This window comes from Mesorhizobium sp. B2-8-3 (assembly GCF_006440815.1).
GTDB lineage: Bacteria > Pseudomonadota > Alphaproteobacteria > Rhizobiales > Rhizobiaceae > Mesorhizobium.
Window position 1 is genome coordinate 62,111 of the sequence record NZ_VFTW01000009.1, and the last position, 16,160, is coordinate 78,270.

Annotated in this window: 14 protein-coding genes; 3 read left to right on the forward strand and 11 right to left on the reverse strand. The window is 64.1% G+C overall.

Annotated elements, in window-relative coordinates; translation table 11 throughout:
- The 3 genes from FJ418_RS15795 (at nt 1) to FJ418_RS15810 (ending at nt 3,117) form a co-directional block, all read left to right on the forward strand.
- Complete coding sequence (locus FJ418_RS15795) at nt 1-882, forward strand: MoxR family ATPase (RefSeq protein ID WP_140867055.1); 882 nt, start codon at nt 1-3, stop codon at nt 880-882.
- 211 nt (nt 883-1,093) lie between these two features.
- On the forward strand, nt 1,094-2,230 hold the full coding sequence (locus FJ418_RS15805) for a VWA domain-containing protein (protein ID WP_140867058.1): 1,137 nt from the start codon (nt 1,094-1,096) through the stop codon (nt 2,228-2,230).
- Complete coding sequence (locus tag FJ418_RS15810) at nt 2,230-3,117, forward strand: amidohydrolase (RefSeq protein WP_181166958.1); 888 nt, start codon at nt 2,230-2,232, stop codon at nt 3,115-3,117. Before FJ418_RS15805 ends, FJ418_RS15810 begins: the two co-directional genes overlap by 1 nt.
- 52 nt (nt 3,118-3,169) lie before the next feature.
- Here FJ418_RS15810 and FJ418_RS15815 read toward each other — a convergent pair whose 3' ends face one another.
- From FJ418_RS15815 to FJ418_RS15865, 11 genes are all read right to left on the reverse strand, one after another.
- Nucleotides 3,170-4,435 carry an ABC transporter substrate-binding protein gene (locus FJ418_RS15815; RefSeq protein WP_140828805.1) on the reverse strand — a complete coding sequence of 422 codons (1,266 nt, stop codon included), beginning with the start codon at nt 4,433-4,435 and terminating at the stop codon, nt 3,170-3,172.
- 23 nt (nt 4,436-4,458) lie between these two features.
- Nucleotides 4,459-5,289 (reverse strand): carbohydrate ABC transporter permease, encoded by an 831-nt coding sequence (locus tag FJ418_RS15820; RefSeq protein WP_140867064.1) that lies wholly within the window; start codon nt 5,287-5,289, stop codon nt 4,459-4,461.
- On the reverse strand, nt 5,286-6,209 hold the full coding sequence (locus tag FJ418_RS15825) for a sugar ABC transporter permease (protein WP_140656854.1): 924 nt from the start codon (nt 6,207-6,209) through the stop codon (nt 5,286-5,288). Before FJ418_RS15825 ends, FJ418_RS15820 begins: the two co-directional genes overlap by 4 nt.
- Nucleotides 6,202-7,359 carry an ABC transporter ATP-binding protein gene (locus tag FJ418_RS15830; protein ID WP_140867067.1) on the reverse strand — a complete coding sequence of 386 codons (1,158 nt, stop codon included), beginning with the start codon at nt 7,357-7,359 and terminating at the stop codon, nt 6,202-6,204. Before FJ418_RS15830 ends, FJ418_RS15825 begins: the two co-directional genes overlap by 8 nt.
- The gene (locus tag FJ418_RS15835; protein ID WP_140867070.1) at nt 7,359-8,192 is read right to left on the reverse strand and encodes a metallophosphoesterase; all 834 of its coding nucleotides are present in this window, start codon (nt 8,190-8,192) and stop codon (nt 7,359-7,361) included. The genes FJ418_RS15830 and FJ418_RS15835 overlap by 1 nt, the downstream gene beginning before the upstream one ends.
- A 207-nt stretch (nt 8,193-8,399) precedes the next feature.
- On the reverse strand, nt 8,400-8,807 hold the full coding sequence (locus FJ418_RS15840; protein ID WP_140656847.1) for a carboxymuconolactone decarboxylase family protein: 408 nt from the start codon (nt 8,805-8,807) through the stop codon (nt 8,400-8,402).
- A 381-nt stretch (nt 8,808-9,188) separates the two neighbouring features.
- Entirely contained in the window at nt 9,189-10,685 is a 1,497-nt protein-coding gene (locus tag FJ418_RS15845; RefSeq protein ID WP_140706532.1) for a sugar ABC transporter ATP-binding protein, read from the reverse strand.
- Nucleotides 10,685-11,740, reverse strand: coding sequence for a hypothetical protein (locus tag FJ418_RS15850; RefSeq protein WP_140867073.1), 1,056 nt, complete (start codon nt 11,738-11,740; stop codon nt 10,685-10,687). Before FJ418_RS15850 ends, FJ418_RS15845 begins: the two co-directional genes overlap by 1 nt.
- Complete coding sequence (locus tag FJ418_RS15855) at nt 11,737-13,860, reverse strand: SMP-30/gluconolactonase/LRE family protein (protein WP_140867076.1); 2,124 nt, start codon at nt 13,858-13,860, stop codon at nt 11,737-11,739. Before FJ418_RS15855 ends, FJ418_RS15850 begins: the two co-directional genes overlap by 4 nt.
- 78 nt (nt 13,861-13,938) lie before the next feature.
- Complete coding sequence (locus FJ418_RS15860; RefSeq protein WP_140867079.1) at nt 13,939-14,964, reverse strand: sugar ABC transporter substrate-binding protein; 1,026 nt, start codon at nt 14,962-14,964, stop codon at nt 13,939-13,941.
- A gap of 89 nt (nt 14,965-15,053) precedes the next feature.
- Nucleotides 15,054-16,040, reverse strand: coding sequence for an ABC transporter permease (locus FJ418_RS15865; protein WP_140867082.1), 987 nt, complete (start codon nt 16,038-16,040; stop codon nt 15,054-15,056).
- Nucleotides 16,041-16,160 lie beyond the last annotated feature (120 nt).

A 16,160-nucleotide genomic window follows, 5' to 3' on the forward strand; every position in this document is an offset into this window, starting at 1 on the left:
ATGACCAGCGCCGACGCCATTGAGGTCGCGGCTTCGCCGGAGGCGATAGCAGCGCGCCTTGCCGCCTCGCGCTATCTGGCTGACGACAGCCTTGCCACCGCGATCTTCCTGGCGATCCGCCTGGGCAAGCCGCTGCTGCTCGAGGGCGCGCCGGGCGTCGGCAAGACCGAAGCCGCGAAGGCGGTCGCCGAACTCCTCGGCCGCGAGCTGGTGCGCCTGCAATGCTATGAAGGCATCGACGCCGGGCATGCGCTTTACGAGTGGAACTACCAGCGCCAGTTGCTCGCCATCCGCCATGCCGGCGAGCACGAGATCGACATCTATGACGACCGCTTCCTGATCGCCCGGCCGCTGCTGCAAGTTTTGCGGTCGCCGGAGCAACGCGTGCTTCTGGTCGACGAGATCGATCGTTCCGACCACGAGTTCGAGGCGCTGCTCTTGGAATTCCTCTCCGATTTCCAGATCAGCATTCCGGAGCGCGGCACGATTCGCGCCGCGGCGCAGCCCATCGTCATCCTGACCTCGAACCGCACCCGCGAGCTTGCCGAGGCGCTGCGCCGGCGCTGCGTCTATCACTGGATCGGCTATCCCGACGCCCAGCGCGAGGCCGAGATCATCATGCTGCGCTCGGGCCACGTCGCCGAAGCGACGGCGCGCGCGGTGGCCAATGCCGTGCAGGAGATCCGCGCGCGGCCGCTGGCCAAGCCGCCCGGCATCGCCGAAGCGGTCGAATGGGCGAATGCCGCGACCATCCTCGAAAAAGGCGGCAGCCCGTGGCCGGAAGCCTTCCGCCGAGCCATCGGCGTGCTGATCAAGGACGAGGAGGATTTTTCGGCGATCGCGCCGGAGCTGGGGAGGATTGTCGAGGAGGCGCTGGGGTGATGAGCAATCGGCATTGCGCGCCTATCTCTCAGCGCTGGCGGGACAGCGCCCCCCTCTGTCCTGCCGGACATCTCCCCCACAAGGGGGGAGATCAGATGTCGCGCCGGCTTTCGCCAATCTTTAGCCTGGCAGAATTGAGCGGCGCGCCAACGCTGCTAATCTCCCCCCTCGTGGGGGAGATGTCCGGCAGGACAGAGGGGGGCGCGAAGGAATGATGCGTGGGGAAAGCTTGCCTCGTGCCGCTGCGCCTTTTCTGGGCTTCGCCCGCCTGCTGCGCCGTCACGCCTTCGCCATCGCACCCGAACAGGTAACTAGCTTCATGCAGGCAGTCACCCTGCTCGGACCGCGCTCGATGAACGACATCCGCGAAGCAGCCCTTGCCACGCTGGCGCCCTCGCCCGACCGCCGCAGCGAATTCGACGCGCACTTTCGCGGCTACTTCTACGGCGACGCCAAGCCTTCGATCGAAGGCGAAGATGACGACGAAACCCGCGTCAAGGACGATCGCGGCGCGCGGGAGGAAGAAAATCAGGTCACTCGCCAGGAAAAGGGCGGCGAACTGTCCTCAGCGCTCGAGCAGTTGAGCGCACGCGACTTCCAGCGCGATTCCGATGGCCTTGGCTCATTCCGCCGCAGGCTCGCATGCGCCCTGCCCGCGCGCCGTTCCTTTCGCACCGCGCGCACCCGCTCGCGCGGCACACTCGATCTCCGCCGCTCGCTCAGCGAAATCGTCAGCGCCGATGGCGACATCCCCGCGCCGCAGCTGCGCCGTCGCCAGACCGTATCGCGAAAACTGCTCCTGCTCATCGATGTCTCAGGCTCGATGAAGCTGCACACGGCCGACTACCTCAAGCTGGCCCACGCGGCCGTGCAGGGCGTGGACCGCGCCGAAGTCTTCACCTTCGGCACGCGCCTCACCCGCATCACCTCGGCGCTGCGCATTCGTGACCGCGAGCAAGCGCTTGCCCGCGCCGCGGCGCTTGTCGACGATTGGGACGGCGGCACCCGCATGGGGCCGACATTGCTTGCCTTCCTTTCGGTGCCGCGCTTCTCCGCCTTCGCGCGCGGCGCCTGCGTCGTCATCCTGTCCGATGGCCTGGAACGCGGCGACCATTCCGACCTCGAAACCGCGATGCGCCGGTTCAGCGCCCGCGCTTTCCGGCTGTCGCTGGCGACGCCGCTCGCCGGCGATCCGCGCTTTCGGCCCGCAACGTCGGCACTCCGCGCCATCCTGCCGGCGCTCGACGACCTGGTCGACGGCTCGTCGGTGGGCAGCCTGACCGATTTCATCCTGTCGCTCGCCCGTCCTGCGCCTGCGGCTTCAGTCATCTGGAAAAGGGTATCGTGATGCAGAAAGCCATCGACGCGCATTTCCACATCTGGCGCCAAAAGGACCAGCCCTGGCTGGTCGGCCCCATGGTGCCGCGCATCTTCGGCCCCTACGAGCCGATCCGCCGCGACTATCCGATCACCGAATTCCTCGAAGACCAGAAAGGCTCCGGCGTCGAGAAAGCCGTCTATGTCCAGACCAACTGGGCCAAGGAGGATTTCGAGAAGGAAGTCGTCTTCCTGCAGAAGACAGCCGACGAAACCGGCTGGCCGCACGCCATCGTCGGCTACGCCGACATGACGGTCGACGACGTCCGCCCGCAGATCGACCGGCTGATGAAGTACAAGCTGCTTCGCGGCGTGCGCATGCAGCTTCACTGGCACGAGACGCCCGCCTTCCGCTTCGCCGCTTCGGCCGATCAGGTGATCGATCCCAAGGTGCGCGCCAACGTGGCGCGGCTGAAGGACTACGGCCTCTCCTTCGACCTGCAGCTTTTCCCCGCCCAGATGAAAGATGGTCTGACGCTTGTCGGCGAGAACCCCGAAACCGATTTCATCCTCACCCATGCCGGCATGCTGACCGATATGGCGCCCGAAACGACAGAAGCCTGGAAGGCAGGTCTCCGCACGCTATCGGCCGCGCCCAATTTCTACGCCAAGCTCTCGGGGCTCGGCACTTTCGTTCACCGCAACGACCCGGATCTGATCGCTTACATCGTCGACAACGCGATCGAAATCCTCGGGGCTGACCATCTGATGTTCGGCTCGAACTTCCCGATCGAAAAGCTGTGGACCAGCCATGCCGAGCTGATCAAGGCGCACCGCGCTGCGGTTGCCGGACACGGCGCCAAGGCCGAGGCGGACATCTTCTGGAACACGGCGGAGAAGGTTTACCGGCCGGTATAGCGCTTCGGAAAGCCGCCGCGCCGGTAGGCGCGACGGCTTGCGGAGCAAGCAGTTATTGCGTCGGCAACATGCCTTCGACGTCGCTCGCGGCGTCGGCAAGCGCTTCCTTCGGCGTCGCCGACTGGTCGACGATGCGGGACAGATTGTCGACGATGGTCTGCGTCACCTTGACTCCGTTGGTGCCCGGGAAGGCGTACCACGGAACCATCAGCGGCATCTGGCTGAGGCCGGCCTGGAACAGCGGGTTCTTCTTGTAGAAATCGCCGAGATAATCAGGTGATTTCGCGGCGAGTTCGTTGTTGGGGACATAGCCGGTGCCGGGCACCACCACCGACGCGCCGTACGGGCCGGCGGCGAACTTGGCGAACTTCCAGGCGGCTTCCTGCTTAGCGGTGTCCTTGGTCAGGATGACCACCGCATTGCCGCCGGTCGGCAAATGGCCATTGACCGGATCGATCAGCGGGATCTTGGCCGTGCGCAGCGTGAACTTGTCGCCGACATTCTTGATCGTGTTGACCAGCGCGCCTGTGGTCTGGAATTCGAAGCCGACCTTGCCGGCCGCGAAAGCCTGCTCCCCCGCCGGCTTGGTGAAGACCGGCATGCCGCCTTCCTTCACCATCCGCTCGATAAGCTCGACAGCCTTCTCGCCTTCTGGACTGTTGAAGGCGACCTTGCTCTCGTCGCCGTTCAGCATCTTGCCCCCGGCGCCAAACAGCAGCGCCGAGAACATCCAATCATCGCCCTGCCAGCGGAAGTCGATGCCGTCGACACCGTTGCCGAGCGCCTTGATCTTGCCGCCAAGGGCGATCACCTCGTCCCAGGTCTTGGGCGGATTGTCCGGATCGCCACCGGCCGCCTTCACCAGGTCGGCGTTGTAATACATGATCGGATTGGAGGTGGCGAAGGCCAGCCCGATCTGCTTGCCGTTCACCTGCGCGAGCTTCAGTATGGTGTCGGAGAAGCCTTGCTCGGCCATGTTGCCGTCCTTCTTCACCAGCGGCCCGAGGTCGACGGCGACATCGCGCTCGTTGAGCATGCGCAGGCGATTGAGGCCGATGAAGGTGATGTCGGGCATCTCGTCGGTGCCGGCCTGACGAAGAATGGTCTGGATGCCTTCCTCATAGGTCGCGGACGGGCTGGCGAACTGGATCTTGATGTCGGGATTCTCTTCCATGAACTTCTTCGAGATCGTGTCCATCACGTTCTTGAAGAAACCGGGCATCGGATAGTGGACCGTCAGTGTCGTGTCGGCATAGGCCGGAAGGGCCGATGCCAGCGACACCGCCGCCATGGCAATAATCCTGGAGAAATGCTTCATTGCTCGTGCTCCTTGTTGGCCGGTCAGCCTTTGAGACCGGTCATGGTGATGCCTTCGACGAAGCGCTTCTGCGCGAGCAGGAAGGCGACGACGAGAGGAAGGGTGATGATCAGCGTCGCGGCCATCAGCGCACCGTAGTCGTCGCCCGCTTCCGCGGCGCGGAAATACATCAGGCCGAGCGGCGGCGTGGCGTAGGCCTGCTTGCTGATGACGATCAGCGGCCAGTAGAGATCGTTCCAGTGCGCGACGACGGAAAAGATCGCGAAGGCGGTGACGGCCGGCCAGGCGTTGGGCACGATAACGCGCGCGATGATGCCGAGCTCCGACATGCCGTCGAGCCGCGCCGCGTGGATGAGGTCGTCGGGCATGGCGCGGAAGAACTGCAGGAACATGAAGATCGCGAACACCGAGATCGTGAACGGAGCGACCAGCGCGGTGTAGCTGTTGAGCAGCGACAATTTGTCGAAGACGACATAGAGCGGCAGAGCGGTCGCATGGATGGGAACCAGAAGGCCGAGCATGACCAGCACCATCATCACGCGCGCCGCGCGAAACTTCAACTTGGCCATCGCGTAGGCGCAAGGGATCGCGACCGCGACCTGGAAGAAGAAGATCAGCCCGCACACCACGACGCCGTTCCACAGCAGCGTTGCCATTGGCACCCTCTCCAGCGCCTTGGCGAAATTCTCAGCGAAGAAGGGGGGCTGCGGGATCAGCGAAAGCGCCGCGGTGAAGATGTCGCTCTGCGTCTTGCCGGCGGTCGAGATCATGAAGATGTAGGGCGCCAGAATCATCAGCGCACCGAGCGAAAGCAGCGTGAAGCGGACGATACGGCCGACCGGAATGCTGATCATGTGTAGTGTACCCGCCGGTCGAGGACGCGATACTGCAGGAACATCAAAACGACGAGGATCGCCAGGAAAACCACCGTCATCGCCGACGCATAGCCGACGCGCATATAGACGAAGCCCTCCTGGTAGATGGTGAAGAGGAGCACTTCGGACGCCTTGTTCGGGCCTCCGTCAGTCAGCATCTTCACGGTCTCGAAAACCTTAACCGCATTGGTGATGCTGATGGTGACGACGAACAGCGTCGTCGGCCCGAGCATCGGCCAGGTGACCAGGAAGAACCGGTCGAGCGCCGATTTCGCGCCGTCGACTTCAGCCGCTGCATAGAGCTCGCGCGGGATCGCCGTCAGGCCGGCCAGGAACAGCACCATGTTGAAGCCGACCGACTGCCAGACGCCGATGATCGACAGGCTGTAGAGGACGGTGTTCGAGGCGCCGAGCCAGTTCGGGCCGGGAATGCCGACAAGCGAAAGCAGCGCGTTGAGCGGCCCGATAGTCGGATGGAAGATATACTGCCAGACGGTTGCCATCGCGACGATCAGCGAGGCCACGGGCAGGAAGTAAACGGTGCGGAAGAAAGCCCGCGCGCGCAATTCGCCTTCGATCAGAAGCGCGACACCCAAGCCGAGCGCGATCGAGACCGGGGCGACCATCGCCGTGTAGAGAGTGGTGTTCCACAGCGATTTTCGGAAGGTGCGGTCGCTGAACAGATGCGCGTAGTTCTCGAAGCCCACGATACGGAATTTGCCGTAGCCGAGCTCGAAATCGGTGAAGCCCAGAAAGACGACGGCAACCACCGGCAACAGCACGAACAGGAAGAGCAGCACGATCGCCGGCAGCGCCAGCAGCCAGGCGGTCCGGTCCTCGCTGCGCGCACGCAGTACCGCGGCGCTCAGGACATTGCCCGCCAGCGCGACGCTAGACATAGGCCGGCTCCTGCCGCGCGCCCGCCACTTCCGCGATGCGCAGCCGGCGTCCCTCAGTCCCGAAGACCATCGCCTGCTCAGGAGCCAGAAGGATGCCCACCGGCATTCCGCCGATCAGGTCCTTCGCCTCCTGCGGCGCCAGCTTGGCGATGACGCTGTCGCCGGAGATGTCGAGCCGGCAATGGGCAATGACTTCCGAGCCAAGGAATTCCAGCCGCTCAATCCGCCCGGCAACGCCGCTCCGCCCGCTGGGGGACAGTTTGACGAATTCCGGGCGAATGCCGAGGCTGATCGGGCCGTTCGCCACCTTCTCCAGCAAAGCCAGCCGCATGCCTTCGAAGTCGACACGACCGTTTTCGGCGATCGCCTGCAGGATGTTGATCCTCGGCTGGCCGACGAACCGCGCGACCTCGATATGGGTGGGGTCGTTGTAGATCGTCTCGGGCGTGGCGAGCTGAAGCAGATGGCCGCCGATCATGACGGCGACGCGATCGGCCATCGACAGCGCCTCGGCCTGGTCATGCGTCACATAGAGCGTTGGCACACCGGCGCGCCGGTGCAATTCCACGATCTCGCCGCGCGCATGGACGCGCAGATTGGCATCCAGGTTGGAAAGCGGTTCATCCATGAGGAAGATGCTGGGATGGCGCACCATCGCGCGCGCCAGCGCCACGCGCTGCCTCTGCCCGCCAGACATCTGTCCGGGCTTGCGGTCGAGCAGATGGTCGATCTTCAGCAAGGCGGCCATCTCGCGCACATCGCGCGCGATGCCGGCGCGTATCTCCCCCTGGCCCGGTAGCCAAGCGCCGATCAGCGGCAGGCGCTGCGTGAGGCTCAGCCGCTTCATGGCAAGCGGGACGGCGATGTTCTGGCCAGCCGTCAGATGCGGGTAGAGCGCGTAGGACTGGAACACCATGGCGATGTTCCGGTTGGCCGCGGCAATGTTCGACATGTCCTTGCCACCGACCATTATCTCACCGGCATCGGCATGGTCGAGCCCCGCGAGAATACGCAGCAAGGTGCTTTTCCCGCACCCCGACGGGCCGACCAGGGCGATGAATTCGCCGGGTTCCGCATCGAGGCTGACGCCATTCAGGACGGCGTTGCCGGCAAAGGCCTTGCTCAGGCCACGCAGCGACAGCACGCTCATCACCCAGCCTTCCTGCGGACCTTGTGGGCCTCGTGCGGATAGACTTCCTCGACCACGTCATCGAGAACATGAAGGGTCATGCCGGGAACGGCGACGATCTCGCTCGCGACCGCGTCATCAAAATGATGCATGACGGCACCGATCAGTTGTTCGCCCGGCATCTTGCGTTCCATGGTGTCGACGATGAAGGCGGCGGACGGCCCCCATACCAGGGAGGTGCCGGCGTATTTGCCCGTCCACGCCCAGTGCAGGTGGCCGCTCGCATGCAGGGCCACGTCGTGGGCGGCGATCAGATCGTAGAGACGCCTGCGCTGGGTCGGCCGGATGCTCCAATAGCCGGTATCGCCTTCGTCCGGATCGTCGACAAAAAGCGGCTTGTGGGCAAACATCGCGACGCGGCGGCCGCCGCGGCTTTCCAGCGTTTCCCGCAGCCATTCGAACTGGGCTTCCTCCGCGGCATCGTTGAAGCCCATCACCTGGCTGTTTAGCCCAATGAGCCGCCAGTTTCCCGCATCCTCGGACCAGCAGTCAGGACCGGCCAGGCGGCGCCAGCGCTCCAGCCGTGCCGCATCGACCGGCTGCAGCGAACCCGGCAGATGGCCGACGTCGTGGTTGCCGGGCACCAGCAGCATGGGTTTGGATATCTCCCGCATCAGCCCCATGCAGAAGCTGATGTCGTCATCCTTGTCGGCTCCGTCGACGGTCAGATCGCCGGTGTGGATGACGAGATCGGCGCCGCTTTGCTCGATCCAGTCGGCCAGCGGCTCCCAATTGCCGTTGAAATGCGGCTTGGTCGGGCTGAAATGGGTATCGGTGATCTGAACGATTTTCATGACGGCTCCGCCGCGAAAGCCGTGCCGGAAACCAAGGGCGAACGACTGCGCGTTCGGCTTCCTTAGTGCCGTTACATGTCACTTCCTTAACAGCGCCGGGGCAAAGTTTGATTCAAGCACACAAGCCTGTGAAATGCGCGAACGGCCGCCGCCGGACGATATTTTTTTGCTGGCAGCGACACGGAAACGCCGTGACGCTCCCCCGACTCACTTCACCTCGAACTGCGGGTCGACTGGAATCTGCAGGGATGTCACCAGATGGTTGGTCTGCCCTGCCAGGCCGATGATCGACACCAGCTCGCCATGTTGCGCGTCGGTCATGCCCTTGGCCCGCGCGGCGGCCGTGTGCGAGTGGATGCAGTAGGAACAGCCATTGGCGACTGAGACCGCGATGTAGATCATTTCCTTGGTCAGCGGATCGATGGCGCTGTCGGCGACCATCACCGCCTTCAGCTGCTCCCACACTCGCTTCAGCGCCGCCGGATCGTTGGCCAGCCCACGCCAGAAATTGTTGACGAAGTCGGATTTCCGCGTCGCGCGGATATCGTCGAACACGGCCTTCACCGCCGGGATTTTGTCGACCTCGGCATCACTGAGCAGCTTTGTAGTGGCCATGGTGTGGTCCTTTCGTTTGAATCGCCGTCGAGGTCGTTAAATCAAGGGTTGCGCATAGACGGCTAAGCAGTTTGTCCGGCTAGTTTTTAGCGCGGGAAAGCACGCGACTGCGGAGATTGGCCGAAGCACCTCAGCGTCGTCATTCTAGGGCGGAGCAAGGAGCGAAGCGACGCGCGCAGACCCGAGAATCCATGCCATGACCTCGCACGAAGGGTGCAGCGGAGCAGAGTTCTGGACCGTAGCGACGCCTAAAAGTCACGGAATGGATCCTCGGGTCTGCGCTGCGTCGCTTCGCTCCTTGCTCCGCCCGTGGATGACGAAATGACGGACGCCTCGGCTAATCTCCCGTGGTGTGCGATCGTCGGCCATGCCCCTGCCACCCTAGTGCACCGCCGCGTACATAATCTTCTCCTCCGTCGCCTCCGCCGGCGAGAACTCCTCGACGATGCGGCCCTGGCGGCAGACCAAGATGCGGTCGGAAAGGTTCATGATCTCCGGCAGGTAGGACGAGATGACGACGACGGCAAGCCCTTCGTCGGCCAGCCGGTTGATGATCTGGTGGATCTCGGCGATGGCGCCGACATCGACGCCACGGGTCGGCTCGTCGAAGATGACGATGCGCGGCTGCTGCACCAGTCCCTTGCCGATCACCACCTTCTGCTGGTTGCCGCCGGAGAGCTCGACGACGCGAGCATTGTCGTTGATCGCCTTGATGTTCAGCGTCTTGGTCCATTCGGCGGAAAGCTGCCGCATCTCCTGCTGGTTGATCACCCAGGCCTTTTCGCGGCCCGCTGCGAGCAGCCCGCCGAACAGGTTCTCGGCGATGCCCATCGTCTCGAAGATGCCTTCGCTCTTGCGGTCCTCGGTGACGTAGACGATGCCGTCGGCCACCGCCTCGCTCGGGACGAGGTAGCGCACCGGCTTGTCGTCGAGCTCGATCGCGCCACCGCGCCGAAAATCGCGCTTGTAAATGCCCGACACGATCTTGAAGGTCTCGGTGCGGCCGGAGCCGATCAGCCCGAACACGCCGGTGATCTGGCCCTCGAAGATCGAGAAGGAATTGTTGCGCACGATGTTGCTCATCGAGATGTCCTGCACGGACAGCACCTTCTTGCCTGCCTTGCGCAATTTCGTGTCGTCGCGCTGGCGGTAGATCTGCCCCGACAGCGAGCGCCCGACCATGGCGGCGACAATTCTGTCGCGGTCGAAGGCCGATGCCTCGTCGGTGATCACCAGTTCGCCGTCGCGCAGGATGGTGATGCGGTCGGCGATCATCAGCGCCTCTTCCAGCGCATGGCTGATGAAGACGATCGACACGCCGCGCGCCTTCAGCCGGCGGATCAGCGCGAAGAAATGGCGCTTCTCCTCAGGCGTCAGCGTCGCCGTCGGCTCGTCGAAGATGATGATCTCGGCATTGTGGTGGACGGCGCGCGCGATCTCGACCATCTGCCGCTTGGCCGCGCCAAGCGTCGCCACCATCGCGTTCGGATCGACCTGAAAATTCAGCGACTGCAGGAATTGCTGCGCCGAGATGTAGGTGCCGCGCAGCCGGTTGAGGAATTTCTCGGTGCCGAGATAAAGGTTCTGCGCCACCGTCATCGACGGCACCAGGCTGGTCTCCTGGAACACCATGGCAATGCCGGCTTCCAGCGCGGCATGCGGCGAGGCGTAAGCGATCTCTTGCCCCTTGTGGAACATCTTGCCCGAAGTGGCGTCGACGACGCCGGCAATGATCTTGGTCAGCGTCGACTTGCCGGCGCCGTTTTCGCCGAGCAGCGCGTGGATCTCGCCTTTCCTCAGATCGAAGCTGACATTCTTCACCGCCGGCACGCCGCGATAAGTCTTGGTGACGTTTTCGAGGCGGACGATCGGTTCCATCAGAAACCTCCCGAAGCGAGGTCGACGGCAAGCACGCAATCGCCGCCTTTCGAGGCGATGAACAGGCGGCCGTCCTGTTCCGCGACGCTGCAGATGCCGTGGCGCGTGCCGTCGGCGCGGCTGTGCAGGCTGAATTGCGGCTGCAGGGTCCGGTCGAGCCTGACTACGAGCCCGTAGGAGCGGCTGGGCGACCACGGCTTGTGGATGCCCATGGTGCGGATGCCGCCGCATTGCAGCGGCTCGAGAAAACTGCGGTTGGAGGCCAGCGCCGGCGCGATCCAGTAGGCCGGCGGCACCTGGTCGATCATGTCCTGGCGATAATGCGTTTCCTGCAGCACGAATTCGATCAGCCGGTTGCGCGGCGCAAACAGCGTCAGCCAGGCGCCACCGTCGCCGGCCGGCGAGAGCCGCGCGGGATAGCCGGGCAGATGCGTCAGCACTGTCGACCGGCTCCCGCTCAAGCCGTCAAAGCGCACAAGCTGATGGCGCCAGCTTTCGCTTACCAGCACATCGCTGCCGAGTGGGTGAAGCCCATAAGGAAAGGCAATGTCGCCAGCGGTCTTCTGGAAACCGACATCCCCTGGCCCGCGCCGCCACAGCGAGCCGGACGCGCCCTTCTTCATCAGGTCGGCCGCCCATTGCGACGGCAGATACTGTGCCGAACCATTGGCCAGCCAAAGCGTACCGTCATCGGCATAGGCAAGCGCGGTGATGCAACGGATTTCAGCCGGCAGCGAAACCTCCTTGCCGGCGATGACCAGCTTGCCGCTCTCCAGCCCGACCGTCAGTTCGCCCGCTGGTGACAGCGCCAGCGCGGTGACGGGGGATTGAAAGGTCTCGACCACGACGGATTCAGAATCGGCCGCAACCGCCAGGACAGCGTTGCCGCTGGATGCGAGCAGCCGCTCGTCGGCGACCAGCAGATTGTCCGGTTCGGTCAGCGCGGCGAAGGCCGGCGCGTCGTCCAGCCGCGTGTTCGGACGGAAGGCGCCGTCGAGCGGCGGTATGGTGACCGCCTTGCCGCGGAAGACATCCAGGATCGGATCGAGGATCATGGCTTGCCTCCCCAATAGGAAGCGGGGCTTGTCCAGTTCGGATCCGCGCCGGTGATCTTGTAGCGCCCGATGCGGTTGTTGAGGATGCCGCCGACGAACAAATAACCCTTGTGCTCGCGCATCGACGTCACCATCGGATGCGCGTTGCCGGAAAGATCGCCGAGCGTCTCGACGATGCCGCCCTTCTCGTTGAACTTCACCACCCCGCCGGTGTTGATGTTGGGGAACAGCCATTCGTCCTGCGGCAGGCGGCGCGTCATGCGCTTGCGCATATCAGGGTGGCGCAGCGACAGGTCGAAGCTCGGTGTGCGCATGCCGAGCCAGGCCATCCAGTAATTGCCGTCGGAAGCCCGATTGATGTTGTCGGGGTAGCCCGGCATGTCGCGGATGACGCATTCGGCGGTACCGGCCTTAGGCCCTTCCAGCCAGTAGCGGTGCACGCGGCAGGCCCAGCTTTCGGCGAAGAACAGCGACTTGCCGTCATGCGCCATGCACACGCCGTTGGTGTAGCGATAGCCGTCGAGCAGCGTCTTGGTCGAACCGTCCTTCGGGTCGTAGACCAGAAGGCGGCCCGTGGCGCGGTTCTCGATCGAGTCCAAGGCCCAATCGTGGGCGTCATAGCGCTTGGTGGAATCGGTGAAATAGATACGGCTGTCCGGCGCGATATCGCAATCGTTGGGATCGCGCAGCCGCGCATCGTCGACGATCGAGGTCCAGGAGCGCGTCGTCTCGGCCGACAGGCGCTTCACGTCCCGCTCCGGCGAGACCGAATAGAGCCCCATGGCGCCGACGCAGCTGATCAGATTGCCTTCCCTGTCGAAGGCCAGGCCCAGCGGGAAGCCGCCGATATGGGCAAACACTTCCGACTTCACATAGCCAGGCGCGAAGAAGCGGACGATCTCGCCATGGCGCGTGCCGCAATAGAGATGGTCGTCGCGGTCGAGGATGACGTCCTCGGGTCCTTCGAGTTCGCCAAGCCCGATATGGTCGGCCGCCGACAGCCGATTGTCGAGCTCGTAAGGCGTGCCCGAGCCGGGCGACGCGGCCTGCGTCTCACCCATCTTGAGGTAGACCGGCGCGACATAGACCTCGTTCAGCACCTTGTGGCGGTTCTTCAGCCAGCGGATGTCGATGGTGACGGCGACCGCGAGCAGGATCCCGAGCACCATCTGGTTGGTGCCGGTGCCGTAACCCAGCCGGATCAGGCCGTTGGTCATGGTGAGCACGATGATGGCGCCCATCAGGCCCTTGACCACAGAGCCGCGTCCGCCGCCCAGGCTGACGCCGCCGACCACCGCTGCCGTCAGCGCCATGATCTCGAGATTGAGGCCGGTGCCCGGCCCCGCCCCACTCAACCGGCAGGCGATCAGGAAGCCGCCGATCGAGGCGCAGAAGCCGGAGAAGACATAGGTCATGAACACGGTGCGGCGCACCCGGATGCCGGCATTATGCGCCGAGCGCCGGGAGCCGCCGACCGCCAGCACATGCCAGCCGGGGCGCGATCGCGTCAGCGCGATATGCGTGACGATGGCGAGGACGATTGCCAGCCAGACCGAGACCGACAGACCCCAGAACGTGCCGTCGCCGATGAAGTCGAGCACATCGGAGCTCGCTTGGGAAAGCTGCACGTCGGCGGCATAGGTGGTGACGAGGATGTCGAACAGCGCCCGCCCGAAAATGAAGGTGACCAGCGTGGTGAGGAAGGCGCGCAGCCTGAGATAGCCGACGAGGTAGCCATTGATGGCGCCGAAGACGAGCCCCGTGCAGAGTGCCGCGGCCAGGGCCAGCCAGATCGACTGTTCAAGAATGAAGAAGACGTAGACGGCCGAGAAGCAGGACAGCGCGAAGATCGAGCCGACCGAAAGATCGATGCCGCCGCCCAGCATCACCACGGTCATGCCGATGACCACAAGCGAGAACTCGCCCAGCTGGCGGGTCGATTCCTGCAGCGAGGTGAGCTTGAAGAAGCCCGGAATGATCGAGCCGAACACGCCGAGCGTCGCCACCAGCGCCAGGAAAGGTATGGCGTTGTCGGTCCAGCGTTTGGTCAGGATCTCGCCGACCAGATGGTCGGGCACGAGATTGTAGCGCCAGGCCTGGAGGCGTTCACGAAAATTCATCGGCTGCTGCTGTCATCAATGGGAAAGAGGTGGCCGGACCGATCCGGCCACCTCGTGGATGCGTTCTGGCGGCGTGGCTTATTTCGCCGCCGCTTCGGCCTGCAGCGCCTTCAGGTCCCAGCAGCTGTCGGGCTTGAGGTCGGCCTTGGTCGTCGCTTTCTCCAGCGTGTAGATATAGGTGTGCGAGGTGCCCGCCGGCTGCCCGCTCTGCAGCAGGAACTTGATGATGGCGTTCATGTCGCCCGACTGGCGGGCAAGATCGGTCATCACCACGGCGCCGTAGGTGCCGTCCACGAGTTTGTCGCAATCGGCCGCCTTCTCGCCGCCGCCGGTGGTGACCAGGAACACCTTGCCGTCGAGCTTGGCGTCGCGGATCGCGGCCGAGGCGCCGGTGGCGTCGCCATCCCAGAAGTCGATGATCGAGCAGATGTCAGGGTGCTGCTGCAGCATCGTCGTCGTCACGTTGCGCGAGGTGGTCGCGTCCCAGTTCGAGTCGGGCTTTGCCACCACCTGGAAGTCGGGATGCTTCTCCAGCACCTTCATGATGCCGGCATACTGGTAGAGGCTGGAGGAGTTCGCCTGGTCGCCCTGCACCAGCCCGATCTTCTTGGAGGAATTCTCGCCGCAGCCCTTGATCGCCGCTTCGGCTTCGAGCTGGCCGAGCTTGTCCCAGTCGCTGCCGACGAAGGCATCGGCCGGGAAGTTGGCCGGATTGTCGACCAGCAGCACATAGGTGCCGGCGGCCTGCGCCTTCTTCATCAGCTTCGAATAGGAGTTGAGGTCGGGCGCATGGATGATGAGCACGTCAGGCCGCGTGTCCGAAGCGATAGCGTCGGTGATCGCCTGCGCGCCGGCATCGACGACCCAGTTCGGATCGCGGGTCTCGAAGGTGCCGCCCCAGGCCTCGACTTCCTTCTTCAGATAGTGCGCCCAGCCCTGCGCCAGGTCGAAGCCCATCGCCAGCGGCACCAGCATGACGCGCTTGCCGTTGAGCGACTTGGCATAGGCGGCCGGACCCGGATCGTCGGCGGCGAAGCTCGGCGCCACGAAGGCGGTAACGGCGAGCGCCGTGGCGGCGGTCATCAATGTTCTGAGTAGTTTCATGTCACATCCTCTGGTTCGGTTTTCATTGCCGGCCGATCGTCGCGATCGCTCCGGGTACCCCGAGAGCAAGATGGGCTAGCCCATCTGCTCTAAATGTCGCCTTGTTGCGCCGTCTGTTCGTCGCGCGGATTGATGATGCCGTCGACGATGATGGCCCCTAACAGGATCGCCGCCTTGATCAGGTTCTGGTAGAGCAGCGGAATGTCGATGATGGTCATGGCGTTGAGCAGGATGCCGATCAGCGCCGCTCCCACCAGCACGTTGCGCACCCCGCCCCTGCCGCCGGACAGCCCGATGCCGCCGATCACCGCCACCAGGACAATGTCGTAGAGCAGCGTCGAATTGACGATGCGGGTGTTGATCGAATGCAGGCTGGCCGCCGTCAGCAGGCCGGCGATCAGGGCCACGAAAGCCGACAGCACATAGCGCAGCACCAGCATGGGCCGCACCGGGACGCCGATGTTGCGGGCGGCGACCGGATTGTCGCCTGCGAAATAGATGAAGCGGCCCCATTTGGTGTAGCGCAGGAACAGGAAGACCAGGAAGGCCAGCCCGGCGAAGACGAACACCTCGACCGGAATATCGAGGAAGCGGATGCCGCCGAGCAGCTCGACCCAGTGCCCCCCAGGCACCGGCACGGCATCCTGGGTGATCAGTTGCGAGCGCACATAGCCGAACACGAAGGAGCCGGTGGCCAAAGTGACGAAGATAGCCGGCACGTCGGCATAGGCGACGAGAAAGCCGTTGAGCAGGCCGATGGCGAGCACGCCCGCCAGCACATAGACGAAGGCGAGCCCGTCCGAGGTACCGGTGTTGAGCAACTGCAGGTACCAGGCGACCGACATCGCCATGATCGCCACCGCCGACAGGTCGATGCCGCGGCCGATGATGACGACCGCCATGCCGAGCGCCAGAATGCCAAGCACAGAGACCGAGCGAACGATGGCCACCAGATTGTCGGCTGTCAGGAATCCTGGCAGGCCCAGCGCAGCGGCGGCGAACAGCAGGATGGCGATGGCAAAGACGATGCCTTCTTGATTAAGGCGCCTCCAGTCCGGCCAGCCGATCGCATTCATCGCCTATGTCTTTCGCCCCGATGGCAAGGCCGTGTCGGCTCCCATCCCGCCCGAAAGCTAATCGGCTCAACAGTGGCTCGTCAAATGAATCCGCGTTCAGACCCGCGCCTCTCCGACTAT

What these genes read in the sequence shown, in the direction of transcription:
- FJ418_RS15830 (WP_140867067.1), bottom strand. Translation starts at nt 7,359, where the DNA reads ATGAGCGTGCTGTCGCTGCGTGGCCTGAGCAAGGCCTTTGCCGGCAAC.
- FJ418_RS15845 (WP_140706532.1), bottom strand. Translation starts at nt 10,685, where the DNA reads ATGGAACCGATCGTCCGCCTCGAAAACGTCACCAAGACTTATCGCGGC.
- FJ418_RS15805 (WP_140867058.1), top strand. Translation starts at nt 1,094, where the DNA reads ATGATGCGTGGGGAAAGCTTGCCTCGTGCCGCTGCGCCTTTTCTGGGC.
- FJ418_RS15865 (WP_140867082.1), bottom strand. Translation starts at nt 16,040, where the DNA reads ATGAATGCGATCGGCTGGCCGGACTGGAGGCGCCTTAATCAAGAAGGC.
- FJ418_RS15820 (WP_140867064.1), bottom strand. Translation starts at nt 5,289, where the DNA reads ATGATCAGCATTCCGGTCGGCCGTATCGTCCGCTTCACGCTGCTTTCG.
- FJ418_RS15835 (WP_140867070.1), bottom strand. Translation starts at nt 8,192, where the DNA reads ATGAAAATCGTTCAGATCACCGATACCCATTTCAGCCCGACCAAGCCG.
- FJ418_RS15855 (WP_140867076.1), bottom strand. Translation starts at nt 13,860, where the DNA reads ATGAATTTTCGTGAACGCCTCCAGGCCTGGCGCTACAATCTCGTGCCC.
- FJ418_RS15815 (WP_140828805.1), bottom strand. Translation starts at nt 4,435, where the DNA reads ATGAAGCATTTCTCCAGGATTATTGCCATGGCGGCGGTGTCGCTGGCA.
- FJ418_RS15795 (WP_140867055.1), top strand. Translation starts at nt 1, where the DNA reads ATGACCAGCGCCGACGCCATTGAGGTCGCGGCTTCGCCGGAGGCGATA.
- FJ418_RS15825 (WP_140656854.1), bottom strand. Translation starts at nt 6,209, where the DNA reads ATGTCTAGCGTCGCGCTGGCGGGCAATGTCCTGAGCGCCGCGGTACTG.
- FJ418_RS15860 (WP_140867079.1), bottom strand. Translation starts at nt 14,964, where the DNA reads ATGAAACTACTCAGAACATTGATGACCGCCGCCACGGCGCTCGCCGTT.
- FJ418_RS15840 (WP_140656847.1), bottom strand. Translation starts at nt 8,807, where the DNA reads ATGGCCACTACAAAGCTGCTCAGTGATGCCGAGGTCGACAAAATCCCG.
- FJ418_RS15810 (WP_181166958.1), top strand. Translation starts at nt 2,230, where the DNA reads ATGCAGAAAGCCATCGACGCGCATTTCCACATCTGGCGCCAAAAGGAC.
- FJ418_RS15850 (WP_140867073.1), bottom strand. Translation starts at nt 11,740, where the DNA reads ATGATCCTCGATCCGATCCTGGATGTCTTCCGCGGCAAGGCGGTCACC.